Genomic DNA, 17,527 nt, shown 5'->3' on the forward strand with positions numbered 1-17,527 from the left:
CGTTAGGGAGGCTTTTTTTTGGCGCGATAAGGAGCAGGGCATAAGCGGGAAATGATTCCGAAGAAGCGGAGCGTTCGCCTTTGTGAGCGGGTTTCAACCTCGTATGAATTTATCGGATCAAGAAACCCGCGAGCAACAGCGATCGTAGGAACATTTCCTAGCGTTGCCCCCATCCTTATCAGTTTATTTTCATCTACCGCCCCGAGTCTGTTCGGGGCGGGCTATGCTATTCAATCGCGATAAGGAGCAGGGCATAAGCGGGAAATGATTCCGAAGAAGCGGAGCGTTCGCCTTTGTGAGCGGGTTTCAACCTCGTATGAATTTATCGGATTAAGAAACCTGCGAGCAACAGCGATCGTAGGAACATTTCCTAGCGTTGCCCCATTCCTTATCAGTTTGTTTTCATCTACCGCCCCGAGTCTGTTCGGGGCGGGCTATGCTATTCAATCGCGATAAGGAGCAGGGCATAAGCGGGAAATGATTCCGAAGAAGCGGAGCGTTCGCCTTTGTGAGCGAGTTTCAACCTCGTATGAATTTATCGGATCAAGAAACCCGCGAGCAACAGCGATCGTAGGAACATTTCCTAGCGTTGCCTCATTCCTTATCCACGGTTTATCTAGCCCCGCCCCAACAGACGTTTCTTTTATTTCCATCCAAAGTTATAATAGATTATAATAAATGTAATTGACGCGGAAAGGACGGTTATGTTAATGTATCAAGTCATGTTATTCCTACATATCATCGGCGCATTGGCGTTGGGCTTCTATCTGTTCCTGCCGTTTGTGCTCGGCCGAATCGGCAAATTGTCGCTGGCGGCCCAGGAAGGAACGGTATCCGCCGTGGTCTCCCTGAACCGATACGCACAGATCGGACTCGTGATCCAGTTGTTGACGGGCGGATATTTGATCGGTCAAGGCGATTATTCCGTGCCCTGGATGATCGTGATCGTCATCTTGTTTTTGGCGATCGGCGCGTTTAGCGGTATCATGGCCAAACCGCTGCGGTTGGCGCTGGAAGGGATCCGTCAGAATAAGACCGTGACGGCGGAGGAAGGAAAGCTGCGTACGTTAAGTGCGCTGTTATCCGTGACGGTATTGCTGATTTCGTTTTTTATGGTGTTCAGCACCATAATTTAATCTAGGCACAAGCTAATAAAAAGGCCTGCCGGCGATAGCCGGCAGGCCTTTTTATTCTCTTATTCTAATTCGTCCAAATGGGTAAACATTAATTTCAAAATATCGAGCGCCAGCTGTTTCTCTTTCGGCGATCGATTCATGACGATCTGTTGAATCTGGTTCATAAAATGGTCGTCGCTGATCTCGATCGAATCGTGGAGCAAATAATCAACGGTAACGCCCAATTGATTCGCCAGTTTGACGAGTGTTTCCAGGGACAAACTGCGCTCTCCCCGTTCGATTTGTCCTATGTATGCGTCCGAAACTTCGATGCGTTCGGCGAGTTTTTCCTGGGTCAAGTGCATTTTATGCCTTTCTTGACGCAGTCTTTTCCCCAATGCCTCGTAATCCATAACACCCCTCCTGTATTTACCTTAGTGAGAACCCAGAGGAAAGATAATAAACTACAGGTTTTGTTTGTATTTACTGCAAGTACGAATTGGGTTATTATGGAATGGTGGGATTTACTAAAATGGTTCAATTATTAATTATAACCAAATTAAGGAGATTATACATGCCTTCCCAATCTACTTCAGTTTCGATCATCATTACGGTCAAGAACAACGGAATCGATCTGTATACCACGATGGAGTCTTTGAAAGTGTCGCATACGACGCTTCCATATGAAGTCATTATCGTCGATGAAGGTTCTATCGACGGGTGTTGTGATTTTTTGATGGGTTATCGATTCGACCGGCCTTTTAAGCGGGTCAAGGGAGAGCCGGGAATATCGGCCCGTAATATCGGGGCAGCACATGCCGACGGAGAATATTTGATCTTTTGCGGGTCTCATTTATATTATGATGACGGATGGATGGAGCGGCTGCTGGAGCCGTTGATGCAGGGACAAGCGGACGGGGTCTCGCCCGCTTTTGAGAAGAGCGAGCACTCCCCTGCCCCGAAAGGGGGGGATGTCGGAGGGGGGATCGGATCGGTGCGCAGCTACCCGGTACTGGTTGATAGTCAAAACGAGATTCCGTGGATGACCTGGGAGTGTTTTGCCGTCCGGCGCGATACGTTTCGGGATATGGGGGGGATGGAGGACGGATTTATCGGCAAAGATCTGGAGACGGCGGAATTCTCCTTGAGATTATGGCTTCAGGGCGGGAGATGCCGTTTTGTCCCGGAGGTTACTTTGATTCAGGTGTTCCGGCAGAATTTCCCCTATGACAACAGCGGAGAGCAGTGGGGGATGGATTTGATGACCCTTGCCTATTTGCATTTCGGCGATGAAATGATTTCGGCCAGCCGGGAGCAGGTGCATCAAGCGTTCGGGGCAGAACCGTTGGACGAGTACGGGCTAAGCGAGCTGACTTCGGCACGGAGGGAGAAATATGCCTCTCTTCGTAAGCATGACGAGATATGGTTTTTCGACCGATTCGGAATTCAATGGAAGTAGGGAAGGGATAAGGCGGGGCAGTCAGGTCATCCTAATTAGGGAAGGTAGCGATCGGGGATATTCGCACCTGGATTACCGATAACCCGAAGGAGGATGCAGAAATGGCAGGAAACGGACAATCGAAGCAGACCTTGCCGCCTCAGCACCAAAACCATCAGCCCGGCGTCGAATCGGAAATGCATCCGCGACCGGTCTATGAGGGGACTTACCAAGCGGCTGGCAAGCTGAAAGGCAAAGTCGCGCTCATCACCGGCGGCGACAGCGGCATCGGACGGGCCGTCGCCGTAGCCTACGCCAAAGAGGGGGCTGACGTGGCGATCGTTTATTTGAATGAGCATGACGATGCGGGCGTGACCCGGAAGGAAGTCGAGCAGGAAGGGCGCAAATGCCTGCTGATCGCCGGAGATATCGGCGACGAGGCGTTTGCGGAGCAGGCCGTGCAGCAAACGGTACAGGAGCTGGGGCGCCTGGACATCCTGGTCAACAACGCGGCCGAGCAGCATCCGCAGCCGGATATAACAGCCATCTCGGCGAAGCAGCTGGAGAAAACGTTCCGGACGAACCTCTTCTCCATGTTTTATTTGACCAAAGCGGCGATGCCGCATTTGCGTCAAGGCAGCGCGATCATCAATACGGCCTCGGTGACGGCCTATAAAGGCAACCCGCAGCTTATCGACTATTCGGCAACGAAAGGGGCTATCGTTAGCTTCACGCGGGCGTTGTCGATGAACGTGGTCGGGAGCAAAGGCATCCGGGTGAATGCGGTGGCCCCTGGCCCGATATGGACCCCGTTGATCCCGTCAACCTTCAACGAGAAGCAGGTGTCCGAATTCGGGGGGACGACGCCGATGCAACGGCCCGGCCAACCGGAAGAACTGGCCCCGGCTTACGTATTTCTGGCTTCGGACGACTCCTCGTATATGAGCGGTCAAGTCCTGCATATCAACGGTGGAGAGATCGTTAACGGCTAGCGAAGCCGTGACCGGGCATATCCCGGTGAACAGAACCCCCAAGCAAGTTCGTCGGCTGCGCCGAACCTGCTTGGGGGTTCTTCCAGCTTCTAACCGATTTATTCTTCCTCCCGCCCCTCCGCTTCGGATAACTCATCCAGCGTCATTTCAAAGCTGGGCGCCAGGTGTTCCAGAAAATATGCGACCTCCGGGAGCTGCAGCCGCTGCAGTTTATCCAGAAGCTGCGTCTTCGCGACGGCAAATTCACGGTTGCCGGCAGTGAGCTCCCAGGCGCATTTCAAATAAGCATCCAAGCTGTCCGCGGCTTTGACATACGCCAGCAATACGGTGTCCTCCGGCGAGTCCGCCGTTTGGCCGGGCGAGAGCAGCGGGGCATACACGTTTTGGAGTTCAGGCGGGACCATGGAGAGCAAACGTTCCGCGGCGATCGCCTCCATTTCGCGGAAGTTAGACAAGAGACGCGGATTATGATGCTTGACCGGCGTCGGGATGTCGCCGGTGAATACTTCCGTCGCGTCGTGGAACAACGCCAGCGTTGCGGCGCGTTCCGCATTCAGGCGGCGCCCGAAACGGGCGTTTCCGATTTCGCACAGCAGATGGGCCAACAGCGCGACATGGAACGAATGCTCGGCAACGCTATCGGCGGCGGTGCTGCGCATCAGGCTCCAGCGATGGATGGCACGCAAGCGGTACAGATAAGCAGGGAAATGGTAGCTCATCAGTGATAAACCTCGCTTATTTTGGAGTGGATTTTGGACAGAAGTTGTCAACCGAAACTAGTTCTTATGTTATTATAAATCTGAAGAATACGATATGGCTAACGACGCGACAAGGTTTTGCTTTTTTGCGCCCAAGGGGTAAACAAGATGACAGGGAGAGGGGATTCTTGGATCATGCACCAGTTTGAAGAAAGCGTATACGAATTGATTGTGGAAGCTTCAACAAAGCTGCCGGGAGACGTGCGGCGTGCGGTGAACCGGGGGCGAGCCCAGGAAAACCGGGCGACACGGGCCGGCTTAGCCATGTCGACCATCGCGCAAAACATCCGTATGGCGGAGGAACAGGTCTCGCCGATTTGCCAGGATACCGGGATGTTGACCTTTATGGTGCATACGCCGGTAGGGGCAAACCAAATCGAGATGAAGAAGGCGATTTACGCCGCGGTGCAGCGGGCGACCCAGGAAGGTAAACTGCGTTCGAATTCCGTGGATTCCTTAACGGGAGAGAACAGTGGAGACAACTTGGGGCCGGGTACGCCGGTCATTCATTTTGAACAATGGGAGCAAGACGCGATCGACATCCGGCTGATCTTGAAGGGCGGCGGGTGCGAGAATAAAAATATACAATATAGCCTTCCGACGGAACTGGAGGGACTCGGCCGCGCGGGGCGGGATCTCGACGGCATCCGCAAATGCATTTTGCATGCCGTTTATCAGGCGCAGGGGCAGGGCTGCAGCGCAGGATTTCTTGGGGTCGGCATCGGCGGCGACCGTACGACGGGGTATGAGCTAGCCAAGCAGCAGCTGTTCCGCCCGCTGGATGACGTTAACCCGAATCCGGATCTGGACCGGCTGGAACGTTATATTATGGAAACGGCCAATCAACTGGGGATCGGTACGATGGGATTCGGCGGAGAAGTGACCTTGCTCGGCTGCAAAATCGGGGCGATCAACCGGCTTCCGGCCAGCTTCTTTGTGTCGGTTGCGTACAACTGCTGGGCGTTCCGCCGCCAAGGGGTGGACATCGATCCCGCAACCGGCGCCATTCGCGAATGGCTTTACGAGCGCGGCAGCGACGTGCCGGTAGGGGATCTTGAAGCGGCCGCAACAGATACGGCATCCGAAGAATCTCCGGCCCCGGCCAGCCGCGAAATCGTGCTGCAAACGCCGGTGACGGAGGAGCAAATCCGCAGCCTGCGGGTCGGCGATGTCGTGGTCATCCACGGAGAAATGCATACCGGCCGCGATGCCCTGCACAAATATTTGATGGATCACGACGCGCCGCTGGATTTGAACGGAGCGGTCATTTACCACTGCGGACCGGTGATGCTGAAGGACGAGGAAGGTTGGCACGTGAAGGCGGCCGGACCGACGACCAGCATCCGCGAGGAACCGTACCAAGGAGACATTATGAAGAAATTCGGCATCCGCGCGGTGATCGGCAAGGGCGGCATGGGTCCTAAGACGCTTGCTGCCTTGAAAGAGCATGGCGGCGTGTATCTGAACGCGATTGGCGGGGCGGCGCAGTATTATGCGGAATGCATCAAGAAGGTAAACGGCGTCGATTTCATGGAATTCGGCGTTCCGGAAGCGATGTGGCATCTGGAGGTCGAAGGGTTTGCCGCGATCGTAACGATGGATTCGCATGGAGACAGCCTGCATGAAGGCGTGGAGAAGGATTCGCTGATGAAACTGGCCGCTTTTAAGGATCCGGTGTTCAAATAACAATGAAAACTTTTCGTTCACGCCTAACCCTGATCTTAATGATCCTGCTTGGCATCTCGATGCTGGCTGCCGGCATCACGATGGCCCAAATGTTTAAAAACTCGCATATCCGGGCGTTAGAGGAAAATATGGCCCGGGAAATTAACTTGCTGGAAGCGACCCTCGATTTCGTTCCCGCGGAAGGGAATCCCGAAGCGAACGACTACTACGAACGACAAGCGAAGCAGCTTCAGGAGCTGACCGATTCCCGGGTCACTTTCATCACGCTGGACGGCATCGTCGTTGGCGATTCCGAATCCGATCCGGAGCGGATGGATAACCATGCTCATCGGCAGGAAATCGAGTCGGCCGCAGACGGGAACGTCGGCAGCGCGATCCGGTACAGCGACACGATCGGCGAAAATATGCTGTACGTCGCGCACCGCGTGACCGCCGGCGAATTTGACGGCTACATTCGTCTTTCCATGAGTTTGGCCGACGTGGAGAAGGGGCTTGTCCAAGGGTGGATCTGGATGTTTGGCGGACTGCTTATCCTTTTCCTTGTCGCCGGGCTGGTAAGTTACCGGGTGGCGGCCGGTTTGACCAAACCGCTGGAACAGATCACCCGCGTTGCCCATCGCATCTCCGGTTTCGATTACGACGCCAGGGTCAAGCTGGCCCGCAAGGATGAAATCGGTCAATTGGGCCTGGCGATCAACGGGATGGCGGACAGTTTGCAGCAGCAGCTCAAGCGGATCCGCGATAACGAGGATTTGATGCAGAGCGTGCTCGCGAACATGACCGGCGGCATTCTCATGGTGGATGCCTCGGAGCGTATCGCCTTGATCAATCGGGAGGCGGAGAGGATCCTGCATATGAAGGGCGAACTGCTGTTGGGCAAATCGTATCAGGTGCTCAAGCGCAACTATGAATTCATCAAATTCATGGAAGAAGGCATTGCCCGCAAGGAAGCGGTTCAAGAGGAACGGAACGTTTACGATCCCGAAGAGAAAATCCTGCTGTTCGACAGCGTCCCGATGTTTGAGGATAACGGCAGCTACCGCGGCATGTTGTTCCTGATGCAGGACGTCACCGATATCCGCAGGCTGGAACGCATGCGCAGCGAATTCGTCGCCAACGTGTCCCATGAGTTGAAGACGCCGATTGCGGCGGTCAAAGGTTTCGCCGAAACGCTGCTCGCCGGCGGGGTGAAGGACGAGGAAACCGCCCGGTCCTTCCTGCAGATCATTTATGACGAGGGAGACCGGTTAAACCGGTTGATCGGCGACATTCTCGAGCTATCCAAAATCGAATCGAAGCGGGTACCGCTGGAATACGCCCCCGTACAGCTGAAAGAGCTGTTCGACAGCATTTATGAGGTGCTTTTACCGGCGGCCGGCAAAAAATCCATCTCGATGGCGCATGACGTGCCTGAACATCTGTTTATCGAAGGGGATGAAGACCGGCTGCGGCAAATCTTCATGAATCTGCTGTCTAACGCGATCAGCTATTCCCTGGAAGGCGGGAAAGTACGCGTCTCGGCTAGCATAGTAGGCGAAGGCGGAGACGAAGAGAAGGTTCGTTTCGTGGTGAGCGATACGGGGATCGGCATTCCCAAAAAGGATTTGCCGCGGATTTTCGAACGCTTTTACCGGGTGGATAAGGCCAGATCCCGCAGCTCCGGCGGTACGGGTCTAGGCTTGTCCATCGTTAAACACCTCGTGGAGCTGCACCACGGCACCATCCGCGTGGAGAGCAAAGTCGGTGAAGGAACGACGTTTATTTTGGAACTTCCCCTGATGCATGCCTTGGATGATTAAGACCGGCCCGGGGAACCTACGAATAAAGTGTAAACCGTTTTTGAAAAACTTTACACCGCGTTAACAATGCCGTGATATGCTGGGCTTGTCATGAAATCGATATTGGTTCAGAGCATGAACTTGTACCGCAAACAAATGGGGGGTACTATGACACAACGTCTATTGGTTATCGAAGATGAACCGACGTTATCCCGGCTTTTGTCTTACAACCTGACGAGCGAAGGCTATGAAGTTGTCGTAGAGGATCACGGGCAGACCGGTTATGAAACCGCACTGCAGCAGGATTTTGATTTGATATTGCTCGATTTGATGCTGCCGGGCATGAACGGATTCGAAATCATGTCGAAGCTGCGTAGCGAAGGCGTGATGACGCCGGTGATCATCCTGACCGCAAAAAATGCGGAGGAGGAAGTCGTGCAGGGCTTGAAATCCGGCGCCGACGATTACATTACGAAACCGTTTGGCGTGGCCGAACTGCTGGCTCGCGTCGCCGCCGTTCTCCGCCGATCGTCCGGCCAGGAGGAACGCGACAAACCGGCCCAACAGGAGAATTCGCAAATTGCGCTGGGGGCCTTGACGATTTATCCGGAGAAATACGAAGTCACGTTGAACGGGGAAGCGATCACACTTAGGCCGAAGGAGTTCGAGGTGCTGTTGTATTTGGCCCGCAAGCCCGGCGTCGTGATGACCCGGGACGATCTCATGAATGCCGTATGGGGGTTCGACTATATTGGGGGGCAGCGGACGGTGGATGTCCACGTCAGCTCGCTGCGGAAGAAGCTTGAGCTGGATCCGCAGTCGGTGCACATCGATTCTATTCGCGGCGTCGGCTATAAATTGGTTGTCAACAAGAAAAAAGCGTCCATCATGTAAATTCATGATGGGCGTTCTTTTTACATAGGGCAAAAGTCCCGAAAACATGACCTTAACAATCTCCCACTATGATTCTAGTAGATCGAACGTAAACGAATACATACGGGGGAGTGGTTCAGGTTGGAAAATCAGGCCATCGCAGTGTTGGAACGTTCAGCGCTTGAAGAGACAGAGAATGTGGCAGCAAACGGGGAAAGCGGAGATCTACGGGGGACGGTGGAGGGAGACGGCAGAATGGCTGGGGAGCCTTCGGCCGCAGCATTTGCAGAAGTCACAGAAGTCGCTGCGGTAGAGGTTCGCTTCTATTGCCGCAAGGTTCCTGTGATCGGAGCGGAGGTCACCTGCCGTCATGTGCTAGGGCAGTTTCAAAAGCAGCCGGAGCTCCCATGCATCGTGATTTGTGATGATGATCACAAGCCGATGGGGCTGCTGATGCGGGATCGTTTCTTTCGCCATCTGGCCGGACGGTTTGCCGCCGATCTGTTTTATGAAGAGTCCGCGTTTCGGTTTGCCCAGCGGCAACCGCTGATCTGCGAGCTCGATACGCCTCCCGGAGAACTGCTGGATCAAGCGCTCGGACGGGAAGGCGCCTCCTTCTACGACGGGTTGATCCTGACCGATTTAGGTCAATATTACGGGATCCTGACGGTTCAGGATCTGATGCAGATGTCCCGGCAGCTGCAACGGGAGGCGGATGAAGCCAGGCAGACGGCGGTCCGGGAAAGCCGCGACCGGATCGTCGAGATCGAGCGCTCGATAGCCGAAGTGGCGGAGTCCGCGAAACGAAGCTTGCTGGAATCCGAGCGGATGAGTGGATTATCGGCGGAAGGGCGGCAAGAGCTGGAGGCCGTCAAGGCGTCGTTTACCCGCGTGCTCGAAATGACCCGTTCCCAAGAGAAACAAATGGCGGAGCTGCTAGAGCGGACCAAGCAAATCTCGTCGGTCGCCGATCATATTCGCAGTCTCGCGGATCAAAGCGGCATGCTGGCCATGAACGCCTCGATCGAAGCGGCGCATGCGGGCGATCATGGACGGGGGTTTGCCGTCGTGGCTTCCGAGGTTCGCAAGCTCGCCCTGCAGACCAAGAGCTTCTCGGAGGAGATCGGCTCGACGCTGGGCGTCGTGAACCGTTTGATCCAGCAAACGGCGGGCACTGCTTCCACTACGGCAGAGGAGATGGCGGAGAGCCATGGGCGGGTCGGTAACGCGGACGGGACGTTCCAAGCGCTGGTGGCTTCCGCGCGTACAGTAGAGGAACGCGGCCAGGAAATGTTCCGGTCATCGGAAACGGCAGCCGGCAGAACGAGAACCGTGCTTGACGAATTGCAGCATCTGGCGTCGCTTGCGTAAGATTTTACACTGCGTTTACATTTAGACCCATGTTCTTTTACATAAGTACGATAAAATGAAACTGTTTTACATGGGATAAATCATCATACGCGCATACTAAATCAATAGTTGAAGCACCGGCACGGGCCCGCTGGAAGGCGGGTACCGTGCTTCAAGTTTGCCCTGCATTTCCCCGGTCGGTCAGGCATAAGACCTGCTGCCGGAGGCAAAGATGTTTATTTGTGAAGGAGAACTGTGATGGATAACATTATCCGGATTCAAAAGTTGAACTTGTATTATGACCGATTCCATGCGCTAAAGGACGTTTCTCTGGATATTCCGGAGAAAGCGATCACCGCCTTCATCGGGCCTTCCGGCTGCGGGAAGTCGACGCTTCTCCGCACGTTGAACCGGATGAACGATATGATTCCGGGAACGCGGATCGAAGGCTCTGTACAAATCGCCGGTACCGACATCTACGGTGACGACGTTCAGGTGGAAGCCTTGCGCAAACGGGTGGGTATGGTGTTTCAGCAGCCGAATCCTTTTCCAAAATCGATATATGACAATGTTGCCTACGGCCCTCGGCTGCACGGCATCAAGAGCAAAGCGGCCCTGGATGAAATCGTGGAACGGAGTCTTCGCCAGGCCGTGTTGTGGGATGAGGTCAAAGATTTCCTGAAACGGTCTGCACTCAGCTTGTCCGGCGGGCAGCAGCAGCGTCTATGCATCGCCCGGGCCATCGCCGTGCAGCCGGATATTCTGCTGATGGACGAAGCCACTTCAGCGCTGGACCCGATTTCAACCCTCAAGATTGAGGAGCTGGTGCAGCAATTAAAAGATAGTTATACGATCGTCATGGTGACGCATAACATGCATCAGGCGGCGCGCATCTCGGGCCGGACCGTCTTTTTCCTGAACGGGGAGATCGTGGAGGCGGACGATACGCAGAAGCTCTTCTCCACACCGCAGGATCCACGCACTGAAGATTACATTTCCGGTCGTTTCGGATAATAAGGAGGCTGCAGCAAGATGATTCAAAGAAAAGAATTTGATCAGAACCTCGAGGATTTAAGGCAGCTGCTGAGACAGATGGGCGAGCATGTCGAACACGCTTTGTCGGAGGCTATCAGCGCTTTGCAGGCTTTGGACTCGGCCAAAGCGAAAGGGATCGTGGAGCGGGACGCAGAGCTCAACCGGATGGAGGAGCAGGTCATGGAGATCGGCTCGCGCCTAATCGTGACCCAGCAACCGGTGGCCAAGGATTTGCGCCGGATCATCGTGGCTTTCAAAATTTCCAGCGATTTGGAGCGCATGGGAGATCTGGCCATCGATATCGCCAAGGTCACCACGCGGCTGGAGGGCCAGAAATTAATCAAACCGTTGATCGATATTCCCAAAATGTCCGAGCTCGTCATTCTGATGTTGCGGGAGTCGCTGCAATCGTACTTGGACGAGAATACCGATTTGGCTTATAAAATGGCCAAGGATGACGACGAGGTCGATCACCTGTACAGCCAGATGATTCACGAGCTGTATTCATTTATGATCGCGAATCCGGAATCCCTCCAGCAGGCGATGTTGTTGACGCTGGTGGGCCGGTATATCGAACGAATCGCCGACCACGCGACGAATATCGGCGAAAGTGCCGTATATCTGGTGACCGGCCATCGTCCGGACCTGAATCAATAATCGAGCTTTCCCTGCCTACAACCGGCCGCCGTTTGCGAAATTTCGCAAGCAGCGGCCGGTTTTTCTTTTCCAATGCCGGCTTTGGTGTTATCGGGATGGCCCCTGTGTTATCATAAGAGAAGGTAGAAAACTGTGGACGAGGTGTCGTATGGAAAAATTGATACTTATAGATGGTAACAGCATTATTTACCGGGCATTTTTTGCCATGCCGCCGCTCACGAACTCCAGCGGCCTGCATACGAATGCCGTTTACGGTTTTACGAACATGCTGCTGCGCTTGATCCAGGAGGAACGCCCGACGCATATGCTGGTTGCCTTTGATGCGGGCAAGGTCACGTTCCGTCATGAAGGGTACCAGGAATATAAAGGCGGACGCGACAAAACGCCGCCCGAGCTGTCCGAGCAGTTTCCGCTGATGCGCGAGCTGCTGGAGAGCTTTGGCATCGCTTGGTTCGAACTGGCCGGGTACGAAGCGGACGACATTATCGGCACCTTAAGCAAACGGGCGGAGGAAGCCGGTCAAGAAGTGCTCGTCGTTACCGGCGACAAAGATATGCTGCAGGTCGTCAGCGACCGGGTGAAAGTGGCGTTAACGCGCAAAGGCGTTAGTGAAGTCGAGCCTTATGATCCGCAGCAAATCGAGGAGAAATATGGACTGAAGCCGCTGCAAATCATCGATTTGAAAGGGTTGATGGGCGATACGTCCGACAATATCCCCGGTGTGCCGGGGATCGGGGAGAAGACGGCCCTGAAATTACTGCACCAGTTCGGTTCCGTTGAGGAAGTGCTGGCCCATACCGATGAATTGAAGGGAAAAATGAAGGAAAATCTGGTGAACCATGCCGATGACGCCCGCATGAGCAAACAGCTGGCGACCATTTTCCGCGAGGTTCCCGTCGAACGCTCCTGGGAGGAGATGAAGTTTGACGGCATCCAGGAGGAAGCCGCCGTTCCGATGCTGCGCAAGCTGGAGTTTAAGTCGCTGCTGGAGCGGATGTCCTTTGCCGGCGGCGGGAATGCGGCCGGCGAAGCGGCTCCTGCGGAACAGGTTGAAATTGACGTTACCGCGGTTGAGCGGGATAACCTTTCCGAGCTGACCGCCGATTTGCCGAACATCGAAGGGATCATCGTGGAATCCTATGGGGAGAACCCGCATCAGGCCACGATGATGGGCATGGTGTTGTCCACCGCCAGCCGCCATTATTTCCTGCCGTTTGACGTGCTGCAATCGGAAGCGGCCGCGGATGTGCGCGCTTGGCTGGCCGACGAGCACGTGCCGAAGCGCGGTTACGATTTACACCGGGCGGATTTGGTGCTGTTCTGGCAAGGCGTTGCGTTTGCCGGAGCCGAACATGACGTGCAACTGGCCGCCTATTTGCTGGATCCGACGGAAAGCGACCAGACGATCAGCGGCCTGGCGGCGAAATACCAGTTGCCGCCGGTACCCGGCGACGATGAGGTATACGGCAAAGGCGCCAAATTCAAGGTGCCGGAGCCGGAGGCGTTAAGCCGCCATTTGGCCCGCAAGGCGGACGCCTTGCTGCGCATTCTGCCGCTGCAGCGGCAGGAGCTGGAGAAATATGAAATGAAGCGGCTGTTCTACGAACTGGAAATGCCGTTATCCCGGATTTTGGCCGACATGGAGAAGCAAGGCGTCGCCGTAAACAAGGAAGCCTTGAAAGAGCTCGGCGTGGAATTTGAAGCCCAGATCAACAAATTGGTCGCGCGAATTTACGAAATCGCCGGCCAGGAGTTTAATATCAACTCCACCAAACAGTTAGGGGAAATCCTGTTCGATAAGCTGGGGTTGCCGGTCATCAAGAAGACCAAAACCGGTTACTCGACGGACGCGGAAGTGCTGGAGAAGCTGGCGCCTTACCATGAAATCGTGCAGTTTATTCTGGAATACCGCCAGTTGGCCAAGCTGCAATCGACCTATGTCGAGGGGCTGCTGAAGGAAATTTCGCCGAAAACGGGCAAGGTGCATACGTATTTCCGGCAAACGATCGCCGCCACCGGACGCTTGAGCAGCCAGTTTCCGAACCTGCAGAACATCCCGATTCGCCTTGAAGAAGGCCGCAAAATCCGCAAGGTATTTGTACCATCGGAGGAAGGTTGGTTTATTCTGGCCGCGGACTACTCGCAAATCGAGCTCCGCGTGTTGGCTCACATTTCCGGGGATCCGGGGTTGCAGGAAGCGTTCCTGCACGATATGGACATTCATACGAAGACGGCCATGGATGTATTTGGCGTAGGGCCGGACCAGGTCGACGCCAATATGCGCCGCTCGGCCAAAGCGGTCAATTTCGGGATCGTTTACGGGATCAGCGATTACGGTTTGTCCCAGAACCTGAACATCACGCGGAAAGAAGCGGCCCGGTTTATCGAACAATACTTCAATGCATTCCAAGGCGTTCGACGTTACATGGACGAGATCGTCAAGGAAGCCAAACGCGACGGTTACGTCAAAACGCTGCTGGAGCGCCGTCGTTATTTGCCGGAAATCAACGCTTCGAACTTCAACTTGCGCTCCTTTGCCGAGCGTACCGCCATGAATACGCCGATCCAGGGAACCGCGGCGGACATCATCAAGCTGGCGATGGTGCGGATGGACGAGGAGCTGCACAAGCATGGGCTCAAGAGCCGTATGCTGCTCCAGGTGCATGACGAATTGGTATTCGAAGTGCCGCCGGAGGAGCTGGAGCTCATGAGCAAGCTGGTTCCGGAAACGATGGGGAAAGCCTTGGAACTCACCGTTCCGCTGAAGGCCGAAGTGTCCAGCGGCTTGAATTGGTACGAAGCGAAGTAGGCGAAAGACGAAGTAAGCTCCCCATAACATCTTAGAACGAGGTGAGAGGATATGCCGGAATTGCCGGAGGTCGAAACGGTCCGACGGACATTAACCCAGCTGATCGTCGGGAAGACGATTCAAAGCGTAGAGGTTTATCTGCCGCGGATCATCCAAAGGCCGGATGATATCAAACGGTTTGAAACCGAGCTCGCCGGTCATACCATCGTAGAGATCGGCCGCCGCGGGAAATTTTTGCGCATCGTCATGGACGGGCTGGTGCTCGTCTCCCATTTGCGGATGGAAGGGCGTTATGGGGTGTATCGGACCGGCGATGAGGTGGAGAAGCATACTCACGTGATCTTCCGGTTTACGGACGGGACGGAGCTCCGTTACAAGGATGTGCGACAGTTCGGGACCATGCATCTGTTTGCGCCCGGAGAGGAATTTAAGCAGAAGCCTTTGGCGAAACTGGGGTTGGAGCCCTTGGATGCCTCCTTCACGGAAGCCGCCTTCCTAGAGGCAATCTCTCGGCGAACCACCAAGATCAAGCCGGCGTTATTAAACCAGGAATACATCGTGGGCCTGGGGAATATTTATGTAGATGAGGCGCTGTTCCGGGCGGGAATCCATCCGGAGCATCCGGCGGACAAGCTGACTAAACGGCAACTGGAGCGGCTTCATGCCGCTATTGTGGATACGCTGACCGAAGCGGTGGAAGCGGGAGGCTCCTCCATCAAATCCTACGTCAACGGGCAGGGGGAAATGGGGATGTTCCAGCATTCCCTGCGCATGTATGGCCGCCAAGGAGAGCCTTGCCTGAATTGCGGGCAGCCGGTGGTGAAGACGGTCGTAGGAGGGCGGGGTACGCATTTTTGCCCGACTTGTCAGCCGCCTTACCGGACAAGCCAGAAGGCGCGGCAACAACGAAACGGAAGACAAGGTTGAGACCGAAGCTCCAAGTCAGAACAGTGAGGTGTAAGGGAATGAACATCGGACTCACCGGAGGCATTGCCACCGGGAAAAGCACGGTTTCCCGCATGCTGGCCAGCCGCGGTGCCGCCGTGATTGATGCGGACGTGATCGCCAGAGAGATTATGGAGCCGGGCCATCCGGTGTTAGCCGCCGTCAGCGAACGTTTCGGCCAGGATGTGCTTCACCCCGACGGGACGCTAAATCGCAAGAAGCTCGGCGAAATCGTGTTCACGCATCCGGAGGAGCGGAAGGCGCTGGAGTCTTTAACACATCCCGCCATCCGCTCCGAAATGAAGCGGCGCCTGGAGGAGTTGGAAGAAGTGGATCCGCAAAGACTGGTGGTGGCGGATATCCCTTTGCTTTACGAATCCGGTCTGGATCCGTTATATGAAGAAATCATGGTCGTGTACGTGCCCCGGGAGATGCAGTTGTCCCGGTTGATCCTTAGGGACGGGTTATCCCGGGAAGCGGCCGAACAGCGGTTAAGCGCCCAGATGGATATCGAACAAAAGAAGGAGAGGGCGGATATTTTGATTGATAACAGCGGTGGACTTGACGAGACGAGACGGCAGATCGACGACTTTTGGCGGGATAAGGGACTAAGATGAGGTGGCTTCGCAAAAAAAGAGTCCTGCTTCTGCTGTTTATCGGTTTCACGGTCCTGATCTTTTTTAATTCCGCTTGGCTTTCGTTATTTTATCCGATTTATTATAAAGAGGAAATCCGGTTGCACGCCAAAAACAACGGGTTAGATCCGTTTATCGTCGCGGCGATCATCAAGGTCGAGACGAATTACAAGTCGGGGGCCGAGTCCCGAAAAGGGGCGCTCGGAATTATGCAAATCATGCCGGATACGGCGGAGTGGGTGATCACTAAAGCGAAGCTGCCCGACACGACGCTGGAGGACATTCGCAACGAGACGGAGACGAATATCCGAATCGGCACCTGGTACTTGAGGTCGCTCTCCGATCAATTCGAAGGCAACCCAATCGCCATGATCGCGGCTTATAACGCCGGTCCGACGAATGTGAAGAACTGGCTGAAGAGCGGACGGTGGGACGGACGGCTGGAGACGGCGCAGGATATCCCGTTCGGCGAAACCCGGCATTACGTTCAGCGGGTCTCCCATTATTACAAGCAATATCTGAAGATTTACGAGGAGTTTTAGGCGGATTTGGCGAAAATACAAAAGAAAGCATCGACCGGCTAAACGCCAGTCAATGCTTCCTTCAGTTGATCGGATTATTTGAATTGACCTGCCAGCTGTTGTTCAGCCAGGGTGACCAAACGTTTCGTAATGAAACCACCGATCGAACCGTTTTCGTAAGAAGTCAGGTTACCAGCATATCCGTCTTGTGGGAAAGAGATGCCAAGCTCCTGAGCGATTTCATATTTCATTTGATCCAAAGCTCCGGAAGCTTGTCTAACCACCAGGTCGTTCGAAGAGTTATTATTTTGGGCCATGATTGTTCACCTCCTTGTGGTTGGTAACAGTATTATGTGCCGGACTATCAACTTCAATCCGATGAATTTAAAGTAATTTATTGCCAGTAGGGCAAAAAAGCCGTCATAACGGCGTTTAGAGGGGAGGCGTTCTAGCTTGAAATGTCCGTATTGCGATTATTTAGGGACCAAGGTGCTTGATTCGAGGCCGGCCAACGAGAACCGTTCCATCCGCCGCCGCCGCGAATGCGAGAAATGCAGCCGGCGGTTTACGACGTTCGAAATGGTGGAGGAAATGCCGCTGATCGTCATTAAGAAAGGCGGGAGCCGCGAGGAATTCAGCCGGGAGAAAATGCTGCGGGGCTTGATCCGGGCCTGCGAGAAACGTCCGGTATCCGTAGAGCAGCTGGAATCCATCGTTTCCGAGGTGGAGCGTTCCTTGCGGCATTCCGCTAATGCGGAGGTCGAAAGCCGGGAGATCGGCGAATTGGTGATGGAGCAGCTGTATCCGGTGGATGAGGTGGCTTATGTCCGGTTTGCTTCGGTTTATCGCCAATTCAAAGACATCAACATGTTTATGAAAGAGCTCAAAGGCCTGCTGTCCAAAAATACGGAGGTCTCCGAATAATTCGAATCAAT

At 54.6% G+C, this 17,527-nt stretch carries 17 protein-coding genes; 14 read left to right on the forward strand and 3 right to left on the reverse strand.

Translation table 11 applies throughout. The annotated features are described in order from the left end of the window. Positions 1 to 710 precede the first annotated feature (710 nt). Entirely contained in the window at positions 711 to 1,136 is a 426-nt protein-coding gene (locus MJ257_RS12765) for a hypothetical protein (RefSeq protein ID WP_240269682.1), read from the forward strand. A gap of 59 nt (positions 1,137 to 1,195) precedes the next feature. Here MJ257_RS12765 and MJ257_RS12770 read toward each other — a convergent pair whose 3' ends face one another. Beyond that, complete coding sequence (locus MJ257_RS12770; RefSeq protein ID WP_240269622.1) at positions 1,196 to 1,528, reverse strand: helix-turn-helix domain-containing protein; 333 nt, start codon at positions 1,526 to 1,528, stop codon at positions 1,196 to 1,198. 161 nt (positions 1,529 to 1,689) lie between these two features. On the opposite strand from MJ257_RS12770, the gene MJ257_RS12775 reads away from it, so the two are divergent. Continuing rightward, positions 1,690 to 2,574, forward strand: coding sequence for a glycosyltransferase family 2 protein (locus MJ257_RS12775; RefSeq protein WP_240269623.1), 885 nt, complete (start codon positions 1,690 to 1,692; stop codon positions 2,572 to 2,574). Between the two features lie 101 nt (positions 2,575 to 2,675). After that, positions 2,676 to 3,545: an SDR family oxidoreductase gene (locus tag MJ257_RS12780; RefSeq protein WP_240269624.1), complete on the forward strand. Its 870-nt coding sequence runs from the start codon at positions 2,676 to 2,678 to the stop codon at positions 3,543 to 3,545. A gap of 98 nt (positions 3,546 to 3,643) precedes the next feature. Here MJ257_RS12780 and yfbR read toward each other — a convergent pair whose 3' ends face one another. Next, the gene (gene yfbR, locus MJ257_RS12785) at positions 3,644 to 4,264 is read right to left on the reverse strand and encodes a 5'-deoxynucleotidase (RefSeq protein WP_240269625.1); all 621 of its coding nucleotides are present in this window, start codon (positions 4,262 to 4,264) and stop codon (positions 3,644 to 3,646) included. Between the two features lie 174 nt (positions 4,265 to 4,438). Between yfbR and MJ257_RS12790 the strand changes: the two genes are divergently transcribed. The 10 genes from MJ257_RS12790 (at position 4,439) to MJ257_RS12835 (ending at position 16,613) form a co-directional block, all read left to right on the forward strand. Continuing rightward, positions 4,439 to 5,989, forward strand: a complete 1,551-nt coding sequence (locus tag MJ257_RS12790; RefSeq protein WP_240269626.1) for a fumarate hydratase — start codon at positions 4,439 to 4,441, stop codon at positions 5,987 to 5,989. 2 nt (positions 5,990 to 5,991) lie between these two features. Then, the gene (pnpS, locus tag MJ257_RS12795; protein ID WP_240269627.1) at positions 5,992 to 7,788 is read left to right on the forward strand and encodes a two-component system histidine kinase PnpS; all 1,797 of its coding nucleotides are present in this window, start codon (positions 5,992 to 5,994) and stop codon (positions 7,786 to 7,788) included. Positions 7,789 to 7,935: 147 nt separating this feature from the next. Then, a complete protein-coding gene (locus MJ257_RS12800) occupies positions 7,936 to 8,661 on the forward strand; it encodes a response regulator transcription factor (protein WP_240269628.1) in 726 nt (241 codons plus the stop codon). A gap of 141 nt (positions 8,662 to 8,802) precedes the next feature. Next, on the forward strand, positions 8,803 to 10,011 hold the full coding sequence (locus MJ257_RS12805) for a methyl-accepting chemotaxis protein (RefSeq protein ID WP_240269629.1): 1,209 nt from the start codon (positions 8,803 to 8,805) through the stop codon (positions 10,009 to 10,011). Positions 10,012 to 10,248: 237 nt separating this feature from the next. Further along, positions 10,249 to 11,004, forward strand: coding sequence for a phosphate ABC transporter ATP-binding protein PstB (pstB, locus tag MJ257_RS12810; RefSeq protein ID WP_240269630.1), 756 nt, complete (start codon positions 10,249 to 10,251; stop codon positions 11,002 to 11,004). An 18-nt stretch (positions 11,005 to 11,022) separates the two neighbouring features. Beyond that, a complete protein-coding gene (gene phoU, locus MJ257_RS12815) occupies positions 11,023 to 11,682 on the forward strand; it encodes a phosphate signaling complex protein PhoU (protein WP_240269631.1) in 660 nt (219 codons plus the stop codon). 148 nt (positions 11,683 to 11,830) lie between these two features. Beyond that, positions 11,831 to 14,491 (forward strand): DNA polymerase I, encoded by a 2,661-nt coding sequence (gene polA, locus MJ257_RS12820; RefSeq protein WP_240269632.1) that lies wholly within the window; start codon positions 11,831 to 11,833, stop codon positions 14,489 to 14,491. Between the two features lie 51 nt (positions 14,492 to 14,542). Continuing rightward, complete coding sequence (gene mutM / locus MJ257_RS12825) at positions 14,543 to 15,418, forward strand: DNA-formamidopyrimidine glycosylase (protein ID WP_240269633.1); 876 nt, start codon at positions 14,543 to 14,545, stop codon at positions 15,416 to 15,418. 38 nt (positions 15,419 to 15,456) lie between these two features. Next, a complete protein-coding gene (gene coaE / locus MJ257_RS12830) occupies positions 15,457 to 16,053 on the forward strand; it encodes a dephospho-CoA kinase (RefSeq protein ID WP_240269634.1) in 597 nt (198 codons plus the stop codon). Then, positions 16,050 to 16,613: a lytic transglycosylase domain-containing protein gene (locus MJ257_RS12835; RefSeq protein WP_240269635.1), complete on the forward strand. Its 564-nt coding sequence runs from the start codon at positions 16,050 to 16,052 to the stop codon at positions 16,611 to 16,613. The genes coaE and MJ257_RS12835 overlap by 4 nt, the downstream gene beginning before the upstream one ends. A gap of 74 nt (positions 16,614 to 16,687) precedes the next feature. Here the strand turns inward: MJ257_RS12835 and MJ257_RS12840 are convergent, their stop codons facing one another. Continuing rightward, the gene (locus MJ257_RS12840) at positions 16,688 to 16,909 is read right to left on the reverse strand and encodes an alpha/beta-type small acid-soluble spore protein (RefSeq protein ID WP_059046046.1); all 222 of its coding nucleotides are present in this window, start codon (positions 16,907 to 16,909) and stop codon (positions 16,688 to 16,690) included. A 136-nt stretch (positions 16,910 to 17,045) separates the two neighbouring features. On the opposite strand from MJ257_RS12840, the gene nrdR reads away from it, so the two are divergent. Continuing rightward, on the forward strand, positions 17,046 to 17,516 hold the full coding sequence (nrdR, locus tag MJ257_RS12845) for a transcriptional regulator NrdR (RefSeq protein ID WP_240269636.1): 471 nt from the start codon (positions 17,046 to 17,048) through the stop codon (positions 17,514 to 17,516). Positions 17,517 to 17,527 lie beyond the last annotated feature (11 nt).

This window comes from Paenibacillus timonensis (assembly GCF_022427145.1).
Lineage (GTDB): Bacteria > Bacillota > Bacilli > Paenibacillales > Paenibacillaceae > Fontibacillus > Fontibacillus timonensis.